Source organism: Streptomyces sp. NPDC007157, from assembly GCF_040634235.1.
Taxonomy (GTDB): domain Bacteria; phylum Actinomycetota; class Actinomycetes; order Streptomycetales; family Streptomycetaceae; genus Streptomyces.
Genome location: NZ_JBEYFE010000003.1, coordinates 50889 through 76027, shown reverse-complemented (window position 1 = coordinate 76027; position 25139 = coordinate 50889). Strand labels below are relative to the sequence as shown.

The window sequence follows — 25139 nt, the reverse complement described above, 5'->3', positions numbered from 1 at the left end:
CGGTGACACGATGCGAGAGGCCAGAAAGGGGGCAGCCATGGTGCCGGACGTCCGTGCGTCGCTGGGCGCGATGCTCTTCCGCCGGGTGGCGGGCCCCGACGGACCGGCCACCCGCGCCCGTATCCACGGCACACCCGGCCCCCGCTGGTTCACCCCCGGCCGTCCGATCCGCGTCGTCCACGGGGACGCCTCCATGTTCGTCGGCGGACTGGGCGCCCTTCTCCTGCAGTCCCTGCATCCCCTCGCCATGGCCGCCGTCGCCGCGCACTCCGGATACCGCGGCGACCCGTGGGGACGGCTCCAGCGCACCAGCGCCTTCCTGGCGGTGACGACCTACGGCGTGGCGGACGACGCCCAGGCGGCCGTTGCCGCGGTGCGGGGCATCCACGAGAAGGTGCGCGGGACGACACCGGACGGCGAGCCGTACCACGCAGCCGATCCGCACCTGCTCGGGTGGGTGCACGCGGCCGAGACGGAGTGCTTCCTGCGCGCTCACGAACGCTACGGCTCCCGTCCGCTGGACCGGGCCGGCTACGACGCCTACGTCGCCGACACCGCGCGGGTCGCCGAGGCACTCGGCGTGATCGATCCGCCGCGTGACCGCCGGCAGCTGGCCGCGCGGCTGGCCGGCTACCGGCCGGAGCTCAGGGCCACGCCCGAGGCCCGGTCCGCGGCACGCTTCCTGCTCCTGGAACCCCCGCTGCCCCTGCCGGTCCGTCCCCTGTACGGCATACTCGCCGCCAACGCCGTGACACTGCTGCCCTCCTGGGCGCGGTCACTGCTGCGGCTGCCCCGTCTCGCGCTCGTCGAGGACGTCACGGTGCGCCCGGCCGGCCATCTGCTCACCCGCACGATCCGCTGGGCCATGAACACCCCCGACGTCTCGTAGCGGCCCCGGCACAGCGGGAACCTGCCGTGCCCCCGAAGGGCACGGCAGGTCCGGTGGTCAGCTCGTGCCCCGGTCCCAGGGCATTCCGCGCGTCCGCGCCCACTCCGTCCCCCGTGACCAGAGCCCGGCACCGCCCGACGTGCCGGAAGCGGACCACCCAGCGGACCACCCGGCGGGGCCCGCGAAGGCGCCGTCACCTCCGGCCGCGGCCGGCCGGTGATCGCGGCCCGTGGACTGGAACCCGACCGTGTAGGTCCGGGTGACCGAACCGTTGGCCGAGGTCACCTTGATGGTGCGGGTGGTCAGCCGGGACCCGGTCGACGAGAGGACCGAACTGCCGTCCGTGACCTTCACCCGCGCCCCGGACTGGGCCGGCACGGCGGAGACGGCCGGGATCCTCGTGCTCCTCGGCCGGTCGACCACGTAGGTGGACACGGCCGGATCGAACCCGTCGATCCGGACGCCGCCCACGGTGATCGCGTCGGCGTCGGCGTCGGCGGCCTTGGTGGCGTCCGAGAAGTTCGTCACCGTGACCGATCCGTCGGCGCCCACGACCACGTGTGCCGCCATCGCCGCCGCCAGGTTGATCCGCTCCCAGCTCGCGTTGCCGTCAGCGGTGAGGTCGAGCGGGTATCCGGAGTCCGTCGCGGTCTGCTCCAGGACCTGGGTGCGCTGTTCGGCGGTGAGGTCAGGGAAGGCCGTGATCAGTAGCGCCGCCGCGTCGGCCGGCGTCTTGAGCGTCCGCCCGCCCTTGCCGACCTGGGAGAACCCGTAGGTCAGGCGCTGGGTGTACAGATCGACGTCCTGCGTCGTGCTCAGACCGGCGTAGGGGGCGCCCGCGCAGGCCGCGAGCGTGTCGCCGTACCCCTCCGTCTCGCACTGCGCGAGCAGCACGTTCTCGATCTCGGTGTGGGCCTGCATCAGCAGGTTCGCGAAGTCGGGGTCCGCCCACCGGTGGGCCACGGTGGCCTGTCCGGTGATGCGGCCGCCCATGACGTCGAGCGGGTAGTGGAACCCGAGGACGATGCGGTTGTTGCCGTACTCCGAGGTGCGGGCGAGGATCGACGGCGCCAGCTCCGGCAGCAGCGTGGCGAGGACGGTGCCCGCCTCGTAGCCGCCGTAGGTGTGGCCGCTCGGGTACGAGCCGCTGGTGGCGAGGCTGCTGTACGAGCCGTCCTGCGACTCGTAGATGTCGCCGCCGTCGCCGACGAACCCGAGCCGCACGTACGGACGCGGGTAGCCGTAGTGGTTCTTCGCCGCGTCGACTCCGTCGAGACCCTGTGTGACACGGGAGAACAGGGCGCTGGTCTTGGGCAGTCGGCCGCTGCCGAGGGCGTCGCTGTAGATCTGGCCGAGCCGGGACCCGAGGCCGTCGGCCATCGTGACCGTGGCGCTGTTCGTGGCGTCGACCTCGGCCCGGTCCACCTCCTTCTGCGTCGCCGCGTTGTTGACGCGCACGGCGATCCGGTCGTTCTCGGCGGTGGGCGCGGTCCCGTAGGGCACCTTGGTGTTGGCGCCGATGACGTCGGAGCCGAGGTCGTGGATACCGGTGAGCAGGTCGTTGAAGTAGTCCGAGGTCGGCCACTTGTCCGACCCGTAGGCGGCGTTCAGCGTGTCGTCGGGGAAGGGGGACGACACGTATGCCGGGGAGGAGGCGTCCGCCGTGGTGTCGTCCGAGGTTCCGGCCAGGGTGACCGCGGTGACGGTGGCCGTGTGTGCCTTCGCCTTGCCCGTGGTGGTGAGCAGCGCCGTGTCCGCCGTGGCGGGAAGGTGCGCGGTGGTTCCGTCGTTGAGGGCCACGGTGTAGCCGATGATCGGGAATCCGCCGTCGCCGGCCGCCCGCCAGGTCACCCGGACCTGCTTGCCGTCGGTGAGCACGCCCGTGACGGCCGGTGTCTGCGGCTTGCCGCCGTCGGTCACCACGGGCGCCGTGGCGGCGCTCGGGCGCGAGGCGCCGAACCTGTTCACCGCCGCGACGCGCGCCTTGTACGACCTGCCGGAGGGCAGCCAGGTGAACGTCGTGCTCCGGCTGTCCCGATCGTCGACCTGGACCTGGTGGCCGTCGTCGAGGGTGACTCGGTAGCCGGTGACCGGGGAGCCGCCGTCGTTCTCGGGGGCGGACCAGGCGACCGTCACGCTGGTGCCGGACGCTGTCGCCGACACCGCGTCGGGGGCGGACGGCACCGTTCTGGGCTTCGTGGTGAGCGCGGACTGCGCGTGGTCGAGGGCCTGGTACCGGGCGGTGAGGGTCTCGTCCGTGGCCGTGTCGTCCGCGACGGCGGTCCTCGCCGCGGCGAGTGCCCCGGTGAACGCCTGCCACGACGCGTCCGTGTAGCGGTTGTCGTCGAGGGCCGACGCGGTCGCGACCAGGTCCTCCAGTTCCAGTCTGGGCAGGGGGATCAGCTGGCCCGCGGCCAGGGTGAGGCTGCGGGTCTGCCCGTCGACCTCGAGCTGCGTCGCGTCGTCGGCGTCCACCAGGGCGCGTGCCGCGGCGAGTTCGCGCAGGTACACCCCGAAGTCGACGGTGTCGTACCGCTCCGCGTCGTCGGAGAGCCCCGCGTACCGGTCGATCGCCTTCCGCAGGGCTGACTTGTCCGTGGCGGCGGGCGTGTCGACGTGGGCGAAGGTGATCCGCCCCAGGTTCGCGACGTACGGGTGCGAGGAGTCCGCAGTCGTGGTCAGCCGCAGGTGGACGGTGTGCGTGCCGGTGATCGCCTTGGGCAGCGTCAGGCTCGTCGTTCCTCCTGACGACCACGCGGCTCCCGTCACCGGCAGCGGCACGGTCGCGTACGGCGTGCCGGGGCCTGCCGCGTCGAAGGAGTCCAGGTAGAGATGGACGGCGGAACCGGTGCCGCAGCGGGCCGAGTTGTTGACGTAGGTGATCGTGACGGTGCTCTTCGGGGAGCTGCCGAAGTCGATGTCCCCGTAGTCGAGCCAGGCGCCGTTGTAGGTGCCGCCGAGGTCGGTGGCGGAGCCCGCGCCGGTCCAGCCGACCGGCTCGCTCTTGAGGCCGCCGCCGCTGTGGGAGCGGAACGCGGTGGCGTCGAAGCCCACAGGGGCGTCGGCGTCCTGAGCCAGCGTCAGCGAGTAGACATTGCCGACGTAGGGCTGGGCCGAGGTCTGCGTGCCGGAGACGAAGTCCGCGTACACGTCCTGGACGCCGGTGAAGTCCGCCGGGTCGAGCCGCACGGTCGTGGTGGCGACGGTTCCCCAGCCGGAGCCGGTGTAGTCGAGGGGGATGTCGACCTTCTTCGGGCCGTCCTTGGCACCGAGGTGCAGTTCGATGTGCGAGTCCGACGCCGCCCGCGACTGGGGCTTGTCATAGCTGACGGTGACGGTGTCGGCGCCGCCCTGGAGGTTCGTGTCCTGCCACTCGGCCCACGCGCCGTTCGTCACGTTCTCAAAGATGCCGTTGCCGAGGCTGAGCGGGAGCGAACCGCCGCCGGTCGTGGTGCTGTTCACCGCGGTCAGCGTGGCGAGCGTGGTCGAGGGCGACGACGACACCTCGTTCGGCGAGAACTGGTAGCGGTCGAAGTTCGACACCCACTGCTGGCCGGACGGGGCGTGGAAGACGAACGTCGCGCTCTTCGCGCCGAGCAGGGCGTCCGGGTCGGTGACGGCCGCCTGCACCGTGGTGTAGTACTGCCAGCCGCCGGTTCCGGGGAGTGAGACGGTGGCCACGACCGGGCCGTCGGCGGCGCCGGCGTGGATGTCGACGCTGCTCGGCTTCGCGTTCGTGGCCTGCGAGTTGGCGTAGCGGACCGAGACGCTGCGCGGGGCGACGCCACCGAAGTCCAGCTTGGCGAACCGCTCCCACGCACCCTCGGTGACACCGCCGAGGTCGCCGTCCGAGTAGTAAGCCTCGCTCACGAGGCTCGGGCCCTCCTTCTCGTCGGGGGCCTCGGCCTGCAGGACGGCGAAGCCGCCCTCGTCGATGGTGAGCGCGTCGACGGCGGTCCCCAGCGCGTCGTGCGCGGCCATGATCGTGCCGGTCGCGGAGGCGGTGTCCGCGAGGACGGTCCGCGCGCGTTCGAGCGCCGAGCGGAACAGACTCCAGGAGCCGTCGGAGTAGTTGCCGCTGCGCACCAGGGACGCCTGGTCGACGAGCGCGCCGAGGGCCTTGCGGTGCACCGCGGCGGCGGAGACCAGCAGCGGGTCGGTCACGGATATCCCGGTGCCGCTCACGGTCGAGGCCGGCACTCCGTGGGCGAAGGCCGCGTCGCGGAAGGTGATGCCGAAGCGTGCGTCGACCTTCGTGGTGCCGCTGAGCGACAGGGTCGCCGTGCGCGAGCCGCTGACCCGGAGGTCCGCCGTGACTCCGTCCGGCAGGCCGGTCATGCTCGCCGCGCCGGTCCTGGTCAGGCTGGTGCCCTTGCGGGCGGCGAAGGACGCCGGTCCGGACAGCGTGAGCTTGACGCCGCCGTCGACGGTGCCGTCCGCGGCCGTGTCGACAGTGCCCGGGCGGGCGGAGACGACGGTGCCGCCGTTGCCCGTGCCCGTGCCGCCGTCACCCGTGTCGCCCGAGTCGGTGTCCAGCGAGTACGCGGGCTCGGTGTGGGCGCCCCACTGGGAGGGCTTGGAGCCCATGGTGAAGTCCAGCGTGCCGCCGGAGACGATCTGGGAGTAGTCGAGCCACGTGTTGTTGAACCGCTTGCCGTTGAGGGTCGCGTTCCGCACGTAGTAGTTGCTCGGCGAGACGCCGTCGGCCTTCACCGTGAACCGGGAGCCGTTGGCGTAGGTGATCGTCGTGGAGTCGAAGAAGGGGCTGCCGATCTGGAACTGGCTGGAGCCGGCGGTCACCGGGAACAGGCCGAGGGCGGCGCCGACGAACATGGTCGACATGGTGCCGGCGTCGTTGTCCATGGTCGGCAGGAAGCCGTTCGGGGAGAGCCTGTAGACCTGGGTCCTGACCGGCGGGGTGAACTGGCCGCCGGAGCTCGGGGCCTCGTTCGTGGAGCCGGTCGCGATGTAGCGGTTCCAGGTCGTGCCGGTGTAGATGGCCCGCACCCACTTCTGCGTCAGGCTCGGCTCGCCGACGTAGTTGAAGAGGTAGGGGGCTTGGAGGTCGATCTCGTTGGCGTTGGAGTGCAGCATGGTCGAGCCGTCGTCGGCGCCGGAGTCCTCGCCGAACATGTGCTCGACGGCGGCCTTGCCGGCCTTGTCGCCGCCCATGGCCTTGATGAGGCCGCCCATGTCGTAGGCGTCGTACCAGTGGTACTGCCAGAGCGTGCCCTGGTAGAGGCCGGCCGCCTCGAACTTCTCGTAGTCGGCGCTCTGCCAGTCGCCGCCCGTGGCCCGCGGGGTGAGCAGACCGACCTCGGTGCCGTCGGCCGCCTTCCAGGCACCGGACTTCACGAGGTTGTCGATCGCCATGGTCGACTGGGTGCGCAGCTTCTTCGCGTCGGCCTTCTTGCCGAGCGCGTCGGCGATGACGGACAGCGCCCACTGGTCGTAGCCGCGCTGGACGGTCGTACCGGGATCACCCGAGACGTACCCCTGCCGCAGCTGCGCGCCCGTGTAGTAACCGGTGTACGACAGCAGCGCCGGGTACGCCTCGTCGAGCCGGTCGAAGTTCTTGTAGCCCTTCGACAGCGCGTCGGCGACCACCACGGCCGAGCGCTCCCAGCGCACGGTCGGCACCGAGTGGGTGAGGCTGCCTAGGCTCTTGCCCGAGGTGTGCGCGTCGGCGAAGAGCTCGACGAGCGACTGCACCAGGTCCCGGTAGGTGGCCGGGTCGATGTAGGCCTCGACGGAGTACTTGCGGAAGTCGTCCCAGGTGGACCAGCCGTCGTAGTAGGTGAAGCCGTTCGCCTGGTGCACCGCTCCGTCCACGCCGCGGTACGTCCCGCTGGTGCTGGTGGCGTTCACCGGCAACGCGTACATGCGGTACAGGTGCGTGTAGAACTCCTTGGTGAGCGTCGACCCGGGGTCGGACGTCGCGGAGGCCTTCACGGCGACGGCGCCGAGGGTGCTGTTCCAGTCCGCCGTCGTCCGTGCCCGGGCCTGGTCGAAGGTCAGACCGCCCACCTCGTCGCGCTGGTCGGTCGCGGCCTGGTCGGCGCTGATCGGTGACAGCGTGATGCGCAGTTCGACGTCGTTCCCGGCGGATTTGTCGAAGCCGAGCACGGCGCCCGTGTCGGACCCGTCCTGGGTGGTCGCGTCGCTCAGTCTGCCGTCGTTGCCCCAGCTCTTCAGGGAGGTCACGGGGACGTTGGTGGTGGCGTCGTAGTACAGCTTGTACGAGGCGCCGTTGAACGACCCGGCGATGAGCCCGGTGATCGAGGTGGTGCCGTCCGGGAGCGTCGTCGCCTTCATCGTCGCGCGGGTGCGGCTGGTGAAGTTGTTCGCGAGGTCCAGGACGAGTTCGGGGTTCGACCCGGCCGGGAAGCTGTAGCGTTCGAGCGCCGTGCGCGTCGTCGCGGTCATCTGCGCGTCGATGGTCCCGGAGTCCTGCGTCACCGACGACCCGGTCCCGGAGACCGCCCCGAGACCCACCTGGTAGTAGCCGGGCGTCGCGGTCTCGTCGTCGTGGCGGTAGGCGTGGGCGTACGTGCTCGGGGCAGGACGCCCGTCGTACTGCACGGAGGTCGGCACGACGAGCAGGTCGCCGCCGCCTCCCGAGCCGCCGACGCCGTCGAGGTTCGTCGCGGTGAACCCGGCGATGTGGTCCTCGTCGTGGTCGTACCCGGTGTGGTTGCGGTTCGGCGTGGTCAGCGGGTTGACCTTGGCCAGGCTGTGGGGTGCCTCGGCGCCCGGCAGGTCGTTGCCGTCGTCGGCGGCCGTCGACACGAACGGGTCGACGAGCTTCGTGTAGTCAGTGCCGCCGGATGTCCCCGCGGCCCCCGCGGACTTGGTCACGACCGGCGTGGCCGCGGCCGTACCGCCGCCCGCCAGCGCGGCGAGACCGAGCGCCCCGGCGAGGAGGACCGCGATCGTGGCGCGCGGTCGCCGGCGATGTCGACGGGCGGTTCTCGAAGGCAGCATGCGGGGCAAGGGGGCATCGGGTCTGACAGGCACGGAACCTCTCCAACGTCGCGATACACGGCACGACCGGGCCCGTCGGGGACAACGTTGTCAGCCCGGACGGCACCCGGAACGTGCGGACTGGGGGCCAGAAGGCAGTGGACGCACGGGATCGCACCCGCCGCGTGCACGGCCGCCCGCCATCTGACACGGGGAAAGCATGCAACGGGGAAACAGGATTCGTACGGGAGATGCGCACGCGGGCCGACCCGCGAAGGTCTCGCACCGGTTCCGCCGTCGGGCGCGCCGGACGGACATCACGTGACGTGCTCTCCGGCGAAGTGGGGAAGCGGGGAAGCGGGCCCGCTGTTCCGTCGCCCAGGGGACGGGGGACGGGGGGAGACCGAGGGACGGGGCGCCGCCGGCCGGTCCCGTTGCGGGCCGGCGACGCAGAGGCCCTTCGTGTCCGTTCCCGCGAACGCCCCGGCAGGCCGACGGTGTTCGAGTCCGTCGACCACGGAACCGCAACGCCGTCGGACGTCCTCCGCGCGACGGCAGGGCCCGTCGGCCCGCCACCGGGGGGCTCACCCGCGGTGGTACTCCGCGACGGCCACGTGACCGGACCGCAGGGACGACCGCCGCTGCGCCGGGCTGCCCAAGGTGTGTGCGAGCGTGAGGAGATCGTCGTCCGACACCACCCGCAGGCCGTACTCCGCCAGCAGCGCGGCCAGGTGCCGCGGCCGCCACAGTGAGCGCCACGGCTCGCCCGAGGTCATGGAACTGCCGAGCGCGCGTGCCAGCAGCCGGCCCATGGACGCCCGCGCCGACGGCGCCTGGTAGTTGACGACGAGCACGCTGTCCGGGGCCGACCGGGCGGCGAGCGCGGCGACCGTCGCCCGGACCTCGTCGCGCGTGAGGTAGGGCACGACGCCCTCCCACAGCCATGTCGTCGGCGCCGACGGGTCGTGCCCGGCCGCGTCCAGGGCCGCGCCGAGATCATCGACCGCGAGATCGACCGGCGTGAACCGTGCGGAACGGGCGGCGGCCGGCAACTCGGGGATGTCGGCGAGGCGGGCGCGCTTGTCCTGCTGGGAGGCCGGATGGTCGACCTCCCACACATCCGTCCGGGCCAGCTCGGGCAGCCGCCACGCGCGGGTGTCAAGACCGGCGCCGAGGATCACGAGCTGACCGGTCGGACGGGCGCGCAGCGCCTCGTCGATCGCGACCGTCCGCGGTACGACCACATCGGCACAGGCCCGCACACCCTCGTACGCGACGCGCGCCTGCCAGCCCTCCGGCACCGTGCCCGCGCGCACCTCGTCCACGGGCGCGCGCTCCTCGACGCGCAGCAGCCGTACCGCCACCGGATCCGCGAACCGGCCCACGGCCATCTTCCCGTCCGCCACCGCCCGTCCCTGGCAGACCAGGACCGCCGTCCGGCTCGCCGCACGCTCGCTCTCGCTCATGGAGCCGTATTCAACACGACTCCCACCGCCCCGGGCGGCGGAGGGCGAAGTCGCCGCCCGGCGGGGCGAGTACGGCACCGTGGCGCTCCGCGGCCTGCGAGCCCGTCGTCCGGCGGCATCTCGGCGACGGCCCGCGCGAAGCCCCTCGTCCGCATCGGGTCGCCCGGGCGGGATCAGGGGCACGCGGTGACCGTGTCGTCCGCGCACGCCGCGCCTCACCCGCGCCCGTTACCGATCCGTTTCGCAGGTTAATTTCCGCGTCCGAAGGGTTGGCTGGAAGTCGTCATCTGGTTATCGTTCACGCACTTCACTCAATCGTTCCGCCGAACGAATAGCGAGAGAGACGGTCGGTACATGTCCGACATCCACCTGCCGGGGCGCCGCTCGGTGCTCGCCGCGGGCGCGGCCGGCGCGGCCTCGCTCGGCGCGTCCTGGCTGCTCACCGGCTGTACGGGGGCAGCCGCCGCCCCCGACCTGACGGCTGCCGCCCTGAAGGGCACCCCCGACGCCGGCGGCACCCTGCGCATCGCGCGCCCCCCGGCCTCCGACGCCGAGACCCTCGATCCCGCCAGTTCCCTGTCGGCGTACGAGTACCTCGGCGCCCTCTACAACCGGCTGGTCCGCGTCGGCGCGGACGGCGAACTCGCCCCCGACCTCGCCGAGTCATGGGAGTCCGACACCAAGGCCCGTACCTGGACCTTCCGGCTGCGCAAGGGCGTCACCTTCCACGACGGACGCGCCTTCACCTCCGCCGACGCCGCGTACACGCTGCGGCACATCCTCGCCAAGGCGACCGCCTCACCCCAGGCCGCCGTTCTCGCCCCGCTCGTCGACCCCGGCACCCTGCGCACCCCCGACGCCCACACCCTCGTCGTCCCGCTGAAGACCCCGAACGCCGAGTTCCCCAGCCTGCTGACGCACTACAACTGCTATGTCGTCCCGGACGGCAGCGCCAAGGGCATCGGCCGCACCGGCATCGGCACCGGTCCCTTCAAGCTGGAGTCCTTCGCCCCCGCGGGTCCCGGCCGGGTCACCGCGAACAAGGACCACTGGGCCGGCCGCCCGGTCCTCGACGCGATCTCCTTCTACTCGGTCGCCGACATGTCCGCCCGCTCCAACGCCCTGCTCGCCGGCCAGGTGGACCTGCTGTCCCAGACCAACCTCGACTTCGCCACCGCCCGGGTGGTCGCCGCCTCCGACCGGGCCACCATCGCCCGGGTGAAGGACGCGCAGTGGTACGTGCTGCCGATGCTCACCACCGAGAAGCCCTTCACCGACGTACGGGTCCGGCAGGCGATGAAGCTCGCCTACGACCCGGAGCACGTCGTGAAGGTCGCCCTCCAGGGCGCGGGCAGCGCCGGCTGGGACAACCCCGTGCCGCCCACCGACCCCGCCCACATCCCCGCGCACCCCGCGCACGACCCCGAGCGGGCCCGCCACCTCCTCGAGCAGGCCGGGCACGACGGCCTGACCGTCGACCTCTACACCTCCTCCTACGACCCGCTGTTCACGCCGATGGCCCTCGCCTACCAGGACTCCGCCAGGCGCGCCGGCATCCGGGTCCGGGTCAGGACGGCCGCCGCGGACTCCTACTACACGCAGATCTGGATGAAGAAGCCGCTGATGGCGACCTACTGGTTCACCGGGCGGCCCGTCGACCAGCTCTTCACCCAGATCTTCCGCAGCGGCTCCTCCTACAACGAGACCGCCTGGTCCGACAAGGAGTTCGACGCCGTCCTGGACCGGGCCCGCGCCGAGACCGACGACACCGAGCGCCGTGAACTGTACGGCGAGGCGCAGCGGCTGGTGATCGAGCGGGGCGGGGCGATGACCCCGATGTTCGCCGACCGGCTGGTCGGCATCTCCCGCAAGGTCCGCGGCTACGCCGAGCACGGCTTCGAGTTCGACTACCTCAACATCGGCGTGAAGGGGGCCTGAGCATGCTGTCGTTCATCCTGCGCCGGCTGGCCTCGGCCGTCGGTACGCTGTTTCTCTCCTCGGTCCTCGTCTTCCTCGCCGTCCAGGCGCTGCCCGGCGACGTGGCCACCCAGATCCTCGGCAAGGACGCCACCCCGGACGCCGTGGCCGCCCTCCGCGACCAGCTGGGCCTGGACCGGCCCGCCTGGGAGCGCTACCTCGACTGGGTCGGGGGTGCCCTGCACGGCGACTTCGGTACCTCGCTCGTCTCCGGGAAGGGCGTCGGCGGCGAAGTCGCCCAGTACCTCGGCAACTCCGCGCTCATCGCCCTCGTCACGATCCTGTTCGCGGTGACCGGCTCTCTCGTCCTGGGCGTCCTGGCCGGCCTGTACCGGGACCGCTGGCCCGACCACCTCATCTCCACCGTCAGCCTGGTCGGCATGAGCGTCCCCGAGTTCGTGGTCGCCACCGTGCTGGTGCTGTGCTTCTCCGTCGCGCTGCCCTGGTTCCCCGCGGTCGTCCTCTACGGCCCCGAGGCGAGCGTCGGCCGGCTCCTGCCCGCCGTGTGGCTGCCCGCGCTCGCGCTCGCCGTCGTCATGGCCGCCTACATCGTGCGGATGGCCCGTACCTCCGTCATCGACGTGCTGGCCGGCGAGTACGTCACCACCGCCCGGCTCAAGGGCCTGTCCACCTGGCGGGTCGTCACCCGGCACGCCCTGCCCAGCGCGCTGCTGCCCACCCTGCACGTGATCGCCCTCAACGTCGCCTGGCTCGCCGGTGGGGTCGCGGTCGTGGAGAACGTCTTCAACTACCCCGGCATCGGAAAGCTGATGCTCTCCTCGGTGCAGAACCGCGACCTGCCCGTCATCCAGGCCATCGCCCTCGTCAGCGCCGTGATCTACGTCGTCTGCAACCTCGCCGCCGACCTCGGCGCCATGGCCCTCAACCCCAGGCTCCGCACCCGAGGGAGGACCCGATGACCGCGCTCGACACCACCCCGGCCGCCCCGGCCACCGCTCCGGCGGCCCCGCACGCCGCCGCCCGCGCCTGGCGAAGCCTGCGCTCCTCGCGCACCGCCCTGGTGGGCCTGGCCGTCGTCGCCGTGCACATCCTGGTCGCGCTGCTCGCCCCGCTCCTCACCTCCTACGACCCGATCGCCAACGACGCCTCGCACGCCCTGCTCGGCCCCAGCTGGGCGCACTGGGCGGGCACCGACCAGTACGGCCGGGACGTCTTCGCCCGGGTGCTGTTCGGCGGCCGGTACGCGCTCGGCGTCTCCGTCGCCGCCACCCTGATCACCGTCGCCCTCGGCACGGTGATCGGCTGCGCGGCCGCCCTGCGCGGCGGCTGGTTCGACGACCTGCTCGGCCGGGTCCTCGACGCGATCCTGTCCGTGCCGTCGATCCTCGCCCTGCTCGTCGTCGTCACCGCGCTCGGCACCGGGCCCGCCGTGATCGTCCTCGCCGTCGCCGTCGTCTACGTCCCCCAGGTCGTCCGCGTGGTGCGCGGCGCCGCGCTGGCCGTCGTCCCGATGGACTACGTCACCGCCGCCCGCGCCCGCGGCGAGAGCACCTGGGCGATCCTGCGCCGCGAGGTCCTGCCGAACATCACCGACGTGGTCTGCGTGGAGTTCGCGATGCGCGCCTCCTGGGTGGTGCTGCTGATCTCCTCGCTGTCCTTCCTCGGCTTCGGCGCCGACCCGCCGACCCCCGACTGGGGGTTGATGGTCGCCGAGAACCGCACCGCCATCACCGTCGTCCCGATGGCGAGCCTCGCACCGATCATCGCCCTGGCCACCCTCGTGGTCGGGCTCAACCTCGCGGCCGACGGCCTGTCCAAGGCGTGGGGCGTGGACCGGATCAGGGAGGGTTCCTGATGACCTCTGTCGTCTCCACCGACCCCACCACCTCTGTCGTCTCCGTCGACTCCCTCTCCGTCGCCTACCGTTCGGGCGGCCGCGACGTCCCGGTCGTGCACGAGGTGTCCCTCGAGGTGGCGCCGGGCCGGACACTCGCCCTCGTCGGCGAGTCCGGCAGCGGCAAGTCCACGGTCGCCGCCACCCTCCTCGGCCATCTGCGGCACGGCTCCCGGATCACCGGCGGCAGCGTCCACGTCGACGGACAGGACGTGTTCGCGCTGCCCGCACCGCGGTTGCGGCGGCTGCGCGGCGGGACCGTCGCCATGGTCGCCCAGAACGCCGGGCAGGCGCTGACCCCGACCATGCGGATCGGGCGGCAGATCGAGGAGGCCGGTGGCCACATACCGGTCGTCGACCTGCTCGAACAGGTCCGGCTGCCCCGCCCCGCCGAACTCGCCCGCCGCTACCCGCACGAACTGTCCGGCGGCCAGCAGCAGCGCGTCGCCATCGCCATGGCCGTCGCCGCCCGCCCCAAGGTCCTGGTCCTCGACGAGCCGACCACCGGCCTGGACGTCATCACCCAGCGCAGCGTCCTGGAGCTGATCGCCGCCCTTCGCGACGAACTCGGCCTGGCCGCCGTCCTGGTGAGCCACGACCTCGGCGTCGTCGCCCACCTGGCCGACGACGTGTGCGTCCTCAACACCGGCCGGGTGGTGGAGTCGGCGGCCACCCGGCGGCTGTTCGCCGCGCCCCAGGACCCGTACACGAAGCGGCTGCTGGCGAGCGTGCCGCGGCTGGACGACGCCGGTCTCGCGGTCGTGGACGAGGCGGGGGAACGGACGGTCCGCGCCAAGTCCGCGGTCCCGGACGGCTCACCGGTCGCGGTCGCCGCGAGCGACGTCACCATCGACTACGGCAGCACCCGCGCCGTGCACGGGGTCTCCTTCGACGTCCGCCGCGGCGAAGTCCTCGCCCTCGTCGGCGAGTCGGGCAGCGGCAAGTCCACCCTGGCCTGGACCCTGGCGGGCCTGCGCACCCCCTCCGGCGGCACCATGACCCACGAGGCCGGGGACCTGGCCCGCCCCGCGCCCCAGCGGCCGCTGTCGCTGCGACGCCGGGTGCAGCTGGTCTTCCAGAACGCGGACACCTCCCTCAACCCCCGCCGCTCCGTCGGCGACGCCGTGCGCCGCCCGCTGCGCCTCTTCGGCACCGCGACCGGCCGCACCGAGACCGCCGAACAGGCCTGCCGGCTCATCGCCGACGTACGCCTCGACCCGGCCCTGGCCGACCGGCTGCCCGCCCAGCTCTCCGGCGGACAGCGCCAGCGCATCGGCATCGCACGGGCGTTGGCCGGAGAACCGGACGTCCTGATCGCCGACGAGATCACCACCGCCCTGGACGTCTCCGTCCAGGCCGAGGTGCTGCGCCTCCTCGACGACCTGCGCCGCGAACGCGACCTGGCCTGCCTGTTCATCAGCCACGACCTCGCCGTGGTGCGCGGCATCGCCGACCGCGTCGTCGTACTGCGGCACGGAGTCGTCGTCGAGGAAGGCCCCACCGAAGCCGTCTTCGACGCGCCCGGCCACCCCTACACCCGCCGGCTGATGGCGGCCGCCCTCGAACCCGACCCCGACGCACCGCCCCTGACCGACGACGCCCCCGACTGGGCGGACGCCGCCGAGCCGGACGAGACCTGGACGGACCTCGGCGACGGCCATCGGGTCCGCCGCTGGCAGCCCGTCAACGCCCCTGTGGCCGAAGGAGTTTCGTGAAGTACCGCGACCAGTTCGAGCGCCAGGTCGTCCGCGAGGACGTCTGGATCCCCACCAGGGACGGCGCGACCCGGCTGCACGCGCGCATCTGGCGGCCCGCGGACGCCGGGTCCGACCCGGTGCCCGCGCTGCTCGAATACCTCCCGTACCGCAAGAGCGACTGGACCGCGCCCCGCGACGCCCAGCGCCACCCCTGGTACGCAGGCCACGGCTACGCCTCCGTACGGGTCGACATCCGAGGCCACGGCGACAGCGAGGGCACCCCCGGCGACGAGTACGACGCCCAGGAACTCGCGGACGGCGTCGACGTCGTCAACTGGCTTGCTGCGCAGCCCTGGTGCACCGGCAAGGTCGGCATGTTCGGCATCTCCTGGGGCGGCTTCAACGCCCTTCAGATAGCGGCTCTCGCCCCCGAGCCGCTCAAGGCGGTCGTCACCGTCTGCTCCACCGACGACCGCTACGACAACGACGTCCACTACACCGGCGGCGCCGTCCTCGGCATCGACATGCTCGCCTGGGCCGGCACCATGCTCGCCTTCGCCTCCCGCCCCCCGGACCCGGCGAGCGTCGGCACCGACCGCTGGCTGCCCATGTGGCGCGAACGCCTCGACACTCTCCAGCCCTTCCTGCACACCTGGCTCGACCACCAGGAGCGTGACGCCTACTGGCGGCACGGCAGCGTCTGCGAGGACTACACCGCCATCGACGCCGCCGTCCTCGCGGTCGGCGGCTGGCACGACCCCTACCGCGACACCGTGCTGCGCCTGGTCGAGCACCTCCCGGCCGACCGGGTGCGCGGCCTGATCGGCCCCTGGTCCCACCAGTACCCGGACCGCGGGCTGCCGCCGGGCCCGGCGATCGGTTTCCTCCAGGAGACCCTGCGCTGGTGGGACCAGCACCTCAAGGACACCGACACGGGGGTACTGCGCGAACCGCTGCTGCGCGCCTGGATCAACGACCCGGTTCCGCCCGCCACTTCGTACGACGTGCTGCCGGGCCGCTGGGTGGGTGAGACCGACTGGCCCTCCCCGCAGGTGACATGGAGCGAGCGCGCCCTCGCTCCCGACTCCCGTACCCCGGTCCTGGTCCGTTCCCCAGTCCACACCGGCCTGGACGCCGGCCGGTTCTTCCCCTTCGGCAACGCGAGCGACCTGCCGCCCGACCAGCGCGAGGAGGACGGCCGTTCGGTGTGCTTCGACTCCGAACCCCTCGCCGAGCGCGTCGAGATCCTCGGCCGGCCGCGCGTCGGGCTGCGCCTGGACAGTGCCACCCCACGCGCCCACGTCATCGTCCGGCTGTGCGACGTGGCTCCCGACGGCTCCTCGACCCTGGTCACCCGCGGGGTGCTCAACCTGCTGAGCAGGCACGGCCGCGACAAGGCGGTCGAGTGGACCCCGGGGACCTACGAGGACGTCGAGGTCGAACTCACCGGTATCGGCTACGCCTTCCCGCCCGGCCACCGGGTCCGGGTCGCCGTCTCCGACGCGTACTGGCCGTGGGTGTGGCCGCACGGTGAGCGCGGCGAGCTGCGGGTCGTCCCCGCCGACAGCGCCGTACACCTGCCCGTGCGGGCGGCCGCCGAGGAACCGCCGATCGTCTTCGAGGAGCCGGAACAGGCGCCGGCGCTGCCGGTCACCTACGACCGGCCCGCCGAGCCGCGGCCCGAACGGCTCGTCACGCACGACGTGGCGGCCGGGGAGTGGACCCTGGAGGTCGACCCCAACTACGGCGGATCACGGACGTATCCCGACGGGCTCCGCTACGAGGAGAGCGCACGCGAGACGTACCGTATCCGCGCCGCCGACCCGCTCTCCGCGAGTGCCGTGTCCCAGTGGCGGATCCGGCTGCGGCGCGGTGACGACTACGACGCTGAGATCATGACGCGTACGGAGCTGCGGGCCACGGCCGCGGACTTCGTCATGGACAGCCGTATCGAGGCACGGGCGAACGGAGAGACAGTGGCCAAGCGCTCCTGGCACCACACCAGCGCGAGGACGTCGGGATGACCGCCGCCAAGCCGCAGCGCGCCGCGAAGACCCCGCGCCGTGCCGTCGCCGCCGCCGACCGCACCCGCCAGCCCACCGAGGTCCGCCGCCGGCTGATCGTCGAGGCGGCCGTCCCGCTGATCGCGGAGCGCGGCTACGCCTCGGTGGGCGTCCGGGACGTGGCGGCCGCCGCCGGGGTCTCCGTCGGGACGGTCACCTATCACTTCGGCAGCGTCCAGGAGATCCTGTCCGAGGCCATGGTCCTGCACATCGAGCGCTACTACGCGGCGCTCAGCGAGGCCGCCGAGCAGGCGGACAGCGGTGCCGAGGCGCTACGGCTCCTCGTCGACGCCCTCTTCACCGAGGACACCGACCGGCACTGGCGAATGTGGTTCGACTACTGGAACGCCGGCGACCCGGACACCGACGAGACGTTCACCCGCGGCCAGGCCCAGCGCTACGAAGCGTGGCACCTGCAGATCCGTGCCCTGGTCGAACGGGGCGTCGCGGACGGGGAGTTCGCCGCCGACGACCTCGACGGGTTCACCGTCCGCTTCGCCGCCCTCGCCGACGGCCTCGCCCTCCAGCGGCTGCGCCAGACGCCGCCGCTCAGCACCCAGGACGCCCGCCGGCACCTGAACCGGCTGGTGGAGACCGAACTCGCCGTCCGCCCGGACCGCGACTGACGCGGACGGCCGGGTGGCCGGAGCCTGTCGAGGAGGGGCGCGGACGGCAGGCGCGCCGTGCAACGGACGCCGGTGCGAGACCGGGCGGACGGTGTCCGGGTGCGGCCGGTGGGAGCGGGGACGCCCCCTCCACCGGCGAGGGGACCTTCCTCGGCGGCCACTGCCCCAGCCGCGCCCGTACCCGTGACTCCGTGGCACCCCGACCCACGAAGTTCAATCCGGCGAGGTTCGGCCGGTCACTCTGCGCATCCACGCCGGGCGCACCCCGTGAGCCGGCGGCTCGGCGAGTGTCCGGTACGCCCGGGAGGTGCGACGCTGGGACGGCAGACATCCGCCGAGGGGACCCGGGAGGGCCCGATGGGACGTGATGTGCCGGCCCGGGTGTTCACACGGGAGGACCGGCGCCGGTACCGCGAGAAGATGCACACCAACCTCGACGTACTGGCGCAGATGCTGCGCGGGTCGGGCTTCGAGAGCGAGCGCCCCCAGGTCGGCATGGAGATCGAGCTCAACCTGGTGGACGACGACGGACTGCCGGCGATGCGGAACACCGAGGTGCTGCGGGCGATCGCCGACCCCGCCTGGTCGAGCGAGCTCGGCCGCTTCAACCTGGAGATCGACATCCCGCCCCGGGAGCTGACCTCCGGCGGCCCCGGCGCCTGGGAGCAGACGATCCGCGACGCCCTCAACCACGCCGAGGACCGCGCCGCGACGGTGGGCGCCCACCTGATCATGATCGGGATCCTGCCGACGCTGGGGGAGCCGGACGTGGGCGAGAAATCCCTGTCCGGCGACCCGCGCTACCGGCTGCTGAACGAGCAGATCTTCGCGGCGCGCGGCGAGGACCTGCGGATCCGGCTGGAGGGCGTGGACCGCCTTTCGATGTACGCCGACGCCATCACCCCCGAGGCCGCCTGCACCAGTACCCAGTTCCATCTGCAGGTGGCCCCCAAGGACTTCGCCGACTACTGGAACGCGGCCCAGGCGATCGCGGGCGTGCAGATCGCCCTCGCCGCCAACTCGCCCTTCCTCTTCGGCAGGGAACTGTGGCGCGAGACCCGAATCCCCCTGTTCGAGCAGGCCACCGACACCCGTCCCGAGGAGATCAAGGCTCAGGGGGTACGGCCGCGGGTGTGGTTCGGAGAGCGCTGGATCACCAGCGTCTTCGACCTGTTCGAGGAGAACGTGCGCTACTTCCCGGCGCTCCTGCCCCTGTGCGACGACGAGGACCCGCGGCAGGTCCTCGACGCCGACGGTGTGCCGCAGCTCGGGGAACTCACGTTGCACAACGGCACGATCTACCGCTGGAACCGCCCCGTCTACGCCGTCACCGAGAGCGGGCCGCACCTGCGCATCGAGAACCGCGTCCTGCCCGCCGGCCCCACCGTGGCCGACACCATCGCCAACGGCGCCTTCTACTACGGCATGACACGCGCCCTCGTGGACGAGGACCGTCCGGTGTGGTCCCGGATGTCCTTCGCGGTCGCCGAGGAGAACCTGCACGCGGCGGCCCGTGAGGGCATCGACGCCCGGCTGTACTGGCCGGGGGTGGGCGAGGTACCGGTGACCGAACTGGTGCTGAGACGCCTGCTGCCGCTGGCGCACCGGGGTCTGGAGCTGGCCGGCCTGGACGCCTCCTGGCGCGAGCCCATGCTGGGCATCATCGAGCAGCGCTGCGTGAACGCCCGCAACGGCGCCCTGTGGCAGGCGGAGACGGTCCACCACCTGGAGCGGACCGGCACCTGTGACCGCCGGGAGGCGCTGCGGCGGATGACCACCACGTACATGGACTACATGCACCTGAACGCGGCGGCACACACGTGGCCCGTGGAGTGAGCGCCGCAACGGGCTGAGAAGGCGGCCCGCAGTTCCCCGCACTCCGGGTTTCGATCGCGGCCGGGTTCGGGGCAGGTGCCGCGGATTCCTCTCCCGGCAAAGGCTCGGCCCGGTCGGCGGCGAGGGTGGGCACGGTCGCATGTTCCGGCGGCCGGCCCCTGCCGTCGACCCGGCCTCGGGGGAACGATCGGCGTCGTGTCAGGATGCCGGGTGACCGCTGTGTTCCCGGAGGCTTCCTGACGTGAGTGAGACCGAGGTGGCCGTCGCGCCGCACCCGCTGCTGCTGGCCGACGGCCGGCCCGCCGCCGACGCGTGGTCGCTGGACCCGGCGCTGACACACCTGAACCACGGCTCCTTCGGCGCCGTTCCGCTGGTGGCGCAGGAGCGGCAGGCGCAGCTGCGCGCCGAGATGGAGCGCGCGCCCGTGGTGTGGTTCCCGGAGCTGCCGGGACGGCTCGCCGCCACCCGCGTCGAGCTCGCCGAATTCCTGCGCGTCGACGCCGGTGACCTCGCCCTGGTGCCGAACGCCAGCGCCGGCGCCAGCGTGGTCTACAACGCCCTCGCCCGCCGCCGTGGCGGGGAGATCGTCGTCACCGACCACGGCTACGGGGCCGTCACCATGGGAGCGGAACGGCTGGCCCGCCGCTGGGGCGGCCGGGTGCGCACGGCGCGGGTACCGCTCGGCGCGGACGAGGACGAGGCGTACGAGGCCGTGGCCGCCGAGATCGGGGCGGCCACCGACCTGGTCGTGGTCGACCAGATCACCTCGGCGACCGCCCGGCGGCTGCCGGTGGAGCGGATCGGCGCGGAGGCACGCCGGCAGGGCGTACCGATGCTCGTGGACGGCGCCCACGCGCCCGGTCTGCTCGTCGCACCGCTCGACGGCGCGACGTACGACTTCTGGACCGGCAACCTCCACAAATGGGGCTGTGCCCCGCGTGGCACCGCGGCCCTGGTCGCCCGCGGGCCCCTGCGGGACCTGCTTCACCCGCTGATCGACTCGTGGGGCGCCGAGGATCCGTACCCCGACCGCTTCGACCAGCAGGGCACGCTCGACGCCACCTCCTACCTCGCCGCGCCCACCTCCCTCGACTTCGTCGAGCGCGCCTGGGGCTGGTCCGCCGCTCGGCGGTACATGGACGGGCTTGCGGACTACGCCGCCCACGTCGTCGGCGCCGCGTTCGCCCGGCTCACCGGTGACGACAGCCGGGCCGACGTCGGGATGCCCGTGCCGGGCATGCGTCTGGTGCGGCTGCCCGACGGCCTCGGGCGCAGCCGGATCGATGCCGACGCGCTGCGCGACCGAGTGGCCCGCGAACTCGACGTCGAGGCGGCCTTCACCAGTTTCGGCGGCATCGGCTACCTGCGTGTCTCCGCCCACGTCTACAACACCCCGGCCGACTACGAGTACTTCGCCGACAAGTGTGTGCCCGTACTCGGCAACTGGGCCCGGGAGCCGCACTGTTGAGCCAGCGGGTCAAGCGTCCCCGGCCCTTGACTCGGTAGACCCGCGGCCCCATCCTCGTCCGAGGTATTGCGCGGGTCATGACAAGCTCAAGGGTTCATCAACCGCGCCTTCCCGCCGACCGAGGGACGTGGGCAGTGACGCAGACTCGACGCTCGTACCGCAGACGCAGGAACGTCACTGTGCTGTCGTTGCTGCTCCTGGTGCTGGCCGTGGTCCTCGGGCCCACCCCGAGTTCGGCGGCCGGCAACGACTGGTGGACCCCGACCGCACGACCCGCCCCGGACGTCGGGATCGACGTCACCGGCGAACCCTTCACCGGCACCACCTCCACCGGCGAGGTGCGCGGGTTCGTCGACGCGCACAACCACCTGTTCGGCAACGAGGCCTTCGGTGGCAGGCTGATCTGCGGCAAGGTCTTCTCCGAGGCCGGAGTCGCCGACGCCCTGAAGGACTGCCCCGAGCACTACCCCGACGGCTCGCTCGCGCTCTTCGACTACATCACCCACGGCGGCGACGGCAAGCACGACCCGGTCGGCTGGCCGACGTTCAAGGACTGGCCGGCGTACGACTCGATGACCCATCAGGCCGACTACTACGCCTGGGTGGAGCGGGCCTGGCGCGGCGGACAGCGGGTGCTCGTCAACGACCTGGTCACCAACGGCATGATCTGCTCGATCTACCCCTTCAAGGACCGCGGTTGCGACGAGATGACGTCGATCCGGCTGCAGGCGAAGATGACGTACGACCTCCAGGCGTACATCGACAAGATGTACGGCGGCACCGGTAAGGGCTGGTTCCGCATCGTCACCGACAGCGCGCAGGCGCGTGCGGTCGTCGAACAGGGCAAACTGGCCGTCGTCCTGGGCGTGGAGACCTCCGAGCCCTTCGGCTGCAAGCAGATCCTCGACATCCCGCAGTGCGGCAAGGCGGACATCGACAAGGGGCTGGACGAGCTGTACGCGCTCGGTGTGCGCTCCATGTTCCTGTGCCACAAGTTCGACAACGCGCTGTGCGGCGTCCGCTTCGACTCGGGCGGCCTCGGAACGGCCATCAACGTCGGGCAGTTCCTGTCGACCGGCACCTTCTGGCAGACCGAGAAGTGCACCGGCCCACAGCACGACAACCCCATCGGCAACGCCTCGTCGCAGGCGGAGTCGGACCTGCCGGCGGGCGAGACCGTCCCGGCGTACGACGCGGACGCCCAGTGCAACAGACGCGGCCTCACCGAACTCGGCGAGTACGCCGTGCGCGGCATGATGAAACGCAAGATGATGCTGGAGATCGACCACATGGGCGTCAAGGCCGTCGGCCAGGCGCTGGACATCCTGGAGTCCGAGTCCTACCCCGGCGTGATCTCCTCGCACAGCTGGATGGACCTGAACTGGACCGAGCGCGTCTACTCCCTCGGCGGCTTCGTCGCCCAGTACATGCACGGCTCCGAGGGGTTCGTCGCGGAAGCGGCGCGGACCAAGGCGCTGCGCGACAAGTACGGCGTGGGCTACGGCTTCGGTACGGACTTCAACGGCATCGGCGACCACCCCGCCCCACGCGGCGCGGACGCCGCGAACAAGGTGACGTACCCCTTCAGAAGCGTCGACGGGGGCTCCGTCATCGACCGGCAGACCTCCGGTGAGCGCACCTTCGACATCAACACCGACGGCGCGGCCCACGTCGGCATGATCCCCGACTGGATCGAGGACATCCGGCAGGTCGGCGGCCAGGACGTGGTCGACGACCTGTTCCGGGGCGCCGAGTCCTACCTCGGCACCTGGAGAGCCACGGAACAGCACCAGGCCTCGGTGAACCTCGCCGAGGGGCGGCCGGCGAGCGCCGGTTCGTCCGAGTGGAACCCGTTCACCAGCTACCAGCCGGGCCGTGCCGCCGACGGCGACGACGCCACGCGCTGGGCCAGCGACTGGAGCGACGACCAGTGGTGGCAGGTCGACCTGGGCTCCACCCACCTGGTGTCCCGGGTGACGCTGGACTGGGAGCGCGCCTACGGCAGGTCGTACCGCATCGAGCTCTCCACCGACGGCACGAACTGGCGGACCGCCTGGTCCACGACCTCGGGCGACGGCGGCCTGGACACGGCCCGGTTCACCGGGACTCCGGCCCGCTACGTCCGTGTCCACGGCCTAGCCCGCGGCACCGACTGGGGATACTCGCTGTACGAGGTCGGGGTCCACAGCGCCTGAGGCGAGGGCCGCCGACCCGGTCCTCGACCTCGCCCTCCCCGCGCGGCCGGGGACCCGCGTCGATCGCCACCCTCCGCGCCGAGTCCGAAGCCACGGCTGCCAGGCGGACACCGTCATGACGGCCGGCGCCGACCCGGCCGTCGGCCCCCCCGGGTGCGTCGCCAGGAATGCAAGATCATGCAGGAGCCCATACCGTCGAAGGCAACGACCAGCAGGCCCCCACCGGCCGCCGGGCGGTCGACGGAGGCCCGTTCGACGCGGGCAGAGCCCCGGCGAGACTGCCAGGCCACTCAGGGAGACACGCATGAGTCGCGCCAAGCGCAGGACCCGTAACACCTCGCGCAAGCGGGCCACGCCCAGGCTCAACGACACCGTCCACACCACGACGCGGACCGAGTCCGCCGAGGGGTCGGAAACCGCGGCACACGGCAGGGACACCGATGAAGGAGCCGCCCCCATACTCGCGGAACTCCACGAGGGCCGAGTACCGCCGGCGGAGCACGAAAGCGCCCCCGATCACGGCGAATCCGCGACGACAACCGTCGCTCAGGACGAGCCGGCGCCCGACCGCCCCGCCGCGGACGAGCCCGCGCCACAGCCCGCCCCCGCACTCGGCCCCCTGCCCGACGGGCCTCTGCCCGACATGTCCCTGCCCGACGCGGCAGACCGCCTGACCTCGCCGACCCTGCGCGACACGCTCCCGCGACGCCCCGCACGGGGTCCTGCGCCTCGGCCACGGACGATGCGCATGCGCATAGCGGAGGCGGAACCCTGGTCCGTGACAGTGATGAGCTTCCTGCTCCTCGGCGGTCTCGGCATCCTCACCGTCGTCGCCTCGGTCGCCGCGTGGGGCCTGGCCGCGATCCTCGCGCCGGACGCGCTGCCCCGGCTGAGCACGTTCCTGACCATCACCTTCAGCGTCATCATCCTCGAGGTCGTCCTGGGCTCGTGCCTGGCGGCCCTGACCACCTTCCTGTACAACCTGACCGCTCCGTACAACGGCGGCCTCGAGATCTCCCTCACCGACGACCTCGGCCCCACCGAGGCGGGCGCCAACGCCCAGTTGGCCGTGGACCGGGCCAGTCTCCGCGCCCGCCGCTACCTCCGGGCGCACACCCCGGCCTGGCTCATCGGGGCGGTGCGGCGCCTGCCGGCCTGGTATGTCTCCCTCTGGGACAGAGCGGGCTCCCTGCGGGACAGGTACGCCTCCCGGCGGCGCGGGAAGCCGGCCGCGCCGAGCGACCACGCCGTCCCGGTCAGCCAGGATGCCGGCCAGGGGGATTGACGCACACGGTGTGATCAGCGGCGCGGCGGGTCCCGAGCGTCCTGGACCCGACCCCGACCTCGCTCACATTCGGCGGGAGTCGAGCGTCACGTCGGCGGCCGGGTGAGTTTGGCGGCCACGGCGTCGAGGACCCAGTCCAGGCCGGTCGCGAAGGATGTCTCGGCGTCCACGTCCGTGCCGTCGTACACGGCCTTGCTCAGCGCCGGGAAGCGGCCCGTGGCCAGCATTCTTGTCACATGCGGTCCGGAGGCGCGCTGCCAGTCGTGCTTGGACAGGCCCGTGGCGCGCTCGGCCCGCAGGTTCGCGATCTCGCGCCTGATCGCGCCGATGAAGTAGGCGCTGACGGTTTCCACGGCGCGCATGACGGTGTCGATGTCGGCGAGGCCGTCGAGGGCGGCCAGCTTGGCCTCGGTCACGGCGAGGCCGTTCGGACCCAGGGTCGGGCGGCCGCCGAGAAGGTCGGCCAGCCATTCGTGACGGAGCGCCGCCTGCCTGGTGCCCTGGGCGAGGGCACGCAACGCCTCCCGCCAGTCACCGGGTTGCTCCGCGGCGCGGATCTCGGCCTGGACCTCGTCCACCATGAGGTCGAAGAGCTCTTCCTTGGTCGAGATGTACCTGTACAGCCGCATCGGGCCGGAGTCCAGGCGGGCGGCGACCTTACGCAACGACACCGCCTCCAGCCCGCCCTCGTCGGCCAGCGCGATGGCGGCGGCGACGATCCGCTCCCGGTCGAGCGGCACGGGGCGAGTCGGCGGCTCGGGCCGGTCCCACACAGTCATGGGTACACCGTACCGTTGCGATGCGTCGGCCTGAAGAAAT

The 25139-nt window shown here is 72.3% G+C and carries 14 protein-coding genes; 11 read left to right on the top strand and 3 right to left on the bottom strand.

Going from position 1 to position 25139, the window contains the following annotated elements; translation table 11 throughout:
- Positions 1 to 37 precede the first annotated feature (37 nt).
- Complete coding sequence (locus ABZ642_RS05955; protein WP_360477793.1) at positions 38 to 889, top strand: oxygenase MpaB family protein; 852 nt, start codon at positions 38 to 40, stop codon at positions 887 to 889.
- 57 nt (positions 890 to 946) lie between these two features.
- Here ABZ642_RS05955 and ABZ642_RS05950 read toward each other — a convergent pair whose 3' ends face one another.
- A complete protein-coding gene (locus ABZ642_RS05950) occupies positions 947 to 7873 on the bottom strand; it encodes a glycoside hydrolase domain-containing protein (protein WP_360477790.1) in 6927 nt (2308 codons plus the stop codon).
- A 563-nt stretch (positions 7874 to 8436) separates the two neighbouring features.
- Positions 8437 to 9318, bottom strand: a complete 882-nt coding sequence (locus ABZ642_RS05945) for a class I SAM-dependent methyltransferase (protein ID WP_360477787.1) — start codon at positions 9316 to 9318, stop codon at positions 8437 to 8439.
- A gap of 354 nt (positions 9319 to 9672) precedes the next feature.
- Between ABZ642_RS05945 and ABZ642_RS05940 the strand changes: the two genes are divergently transcribed.
- The 10 genes from ABZ642_RS05940 (at position 9673) to ABZ642_RS05895 (ending at position 24320) form a co-directional block, all read left to right on the top strand.
- Entirely contained in the window at positions 9673 to 11256 is a 1584-nt protein-coding gene (locus ABZ642_RS05940) for an ABC transporter substrate-binding protein (RefSeq protein ID WP_360477784.1), read from the top strand.
- A 2-nt stretch (positions 11257 to 11258) separates the two neighbouring features.
- Positions 11259 to 12215 (top strand): ABC transporter permease, encoded by a 957-nt coding sequence (locus tag ABZ642_RS05935; protein WP_360477781.1) that lies wholly within the window; start codon positions 11259 to 11261, stop codon positions 12213 to 12215.
- Positions 12212 to 13111 (top strand): ABC transporter permease, encoded by a 900-nt coding sequence (locus ABZ642_RS05930; protein WP_360477778.1) that lies wholly within the window; start codon positions 12212 to 12214, stop codon positions 13109 to 13111. The genes ABZ642_RS05935 and ABZ642_RS05930 overlap by 4 nt, the downstream gene beginning before the upstream one ends.
- Positions 13111 to 14865 (top strand): ABC transporter ATP-binding protein, encoded by a 1755-nt coding sequence (locus ABZ642_RS05925; RefSeq protein ID WP_360477775.1) that lies wholly within the window; start codon positions 13111 to 13113, stop codon positions 14863 to 14865. The genes ABZ642_RS05930 and ABZ642_RS05925 overlap by 1 nt, the downstream gene beginning before the upstream one ends.
- Complete coding sequence (locus tag ABZ642_RS05920; protein ID WP_360477772.1) at positions 14862 to 16871, top strand: CocE/NonD family hydrolase; 2010 nt, start codon at positions 14862 to 14864, stop codon at positions 16869 to 16871. The genes ABZ642_RS05925 and ABZ642_RS05920 overlap by 4 nt, the downstream gene beginning before the upstream one ends.
- On the top strand, positions 16868 to 17536 hold the full coding sequence (locus ABZ642_RS05915; RefSeq protein ID WP_360477769.1) for a TetR family transcriptional regulator C-terminal domain-containing protein: 669 nt from the start codon (positions 16868 to 16870) through the stop codon (positions 17534 to 17536). The genes ABZ642_RS05920 and ABZ642_RS05915 overlap by 4 nt, the downstream gene beginning before the upstream one ends.
- 357 nt (positions 17537 to 17893) lie before the next feature.
- The gene (locus tag ABZ642_RS05910) at positions 17894 to 19372 is read left to right on the top strand and encodes a glutamate--cysteine ligase (protein ID WP_360477766.1); all 1479 of its coding nucleotides are present in this window, start codon (positions 17894 to 17896) and stop codon (positions 19370 to 19372) included.
- Between the two features lie 241 nt (positions 19373 to 19613).
- On the top strand, positions 19614 to 20840 hold the full coding sequence (locus tag ABZ642_RS05905) for an aminotransferase class V-fold PLP-dependent enzyme (RefSeq protein ID WP_360477763.1): 1227 nt from the start codon (positions 19614 to 19616) through the stop codon (positions 20838 to 20840).
- Positions 20841 to 20974: 134 nt separating this feature from the next.
- Positions 20975 to 23035 (top strand): discoidin domain-containing protein, encoded by a 2061-nt coding sequence (locus ABZ642_RS05900; RefSeq protein WP_360477760.1) that lies wholly within the window; start codon positions 20975 to 20977, stop codon positions 23033 to 23035.
- A 304-nt stretch (positions 23036 to 23339) separates the two neighbouring features.
- Positions 23340 to 24320: a DUF3566 domain-containing protein gene (locus ABZ642_RS05895; protein WP_360477757.1), complete on the top strand. Its 981-nt coding sequence runs from the start codon at positions 23340 to 23342 to the stop codon at positions 24318 to 24320.
- An 86-nt stretch (positions 24321 to 24406) separates the two neighbouring features.
- Here ABZ642_RS05895 and ABZ642_RS05890 read toward each other — a convergent pair whose 3' ends face one another.
- Positions 24407 to 25099, bottom strand: coding sequence for a TetR/AcrR family transcriptional regulator (locus tag ABZ642_RS05890; RefSeq protein WP_360477754.1), 693 nt, complete (start codon positions 25097 to 25099; stop codon positions 24407 to 24409).
- Positions 25100 to 25139 lie beyond the last annotated feature (40 nt).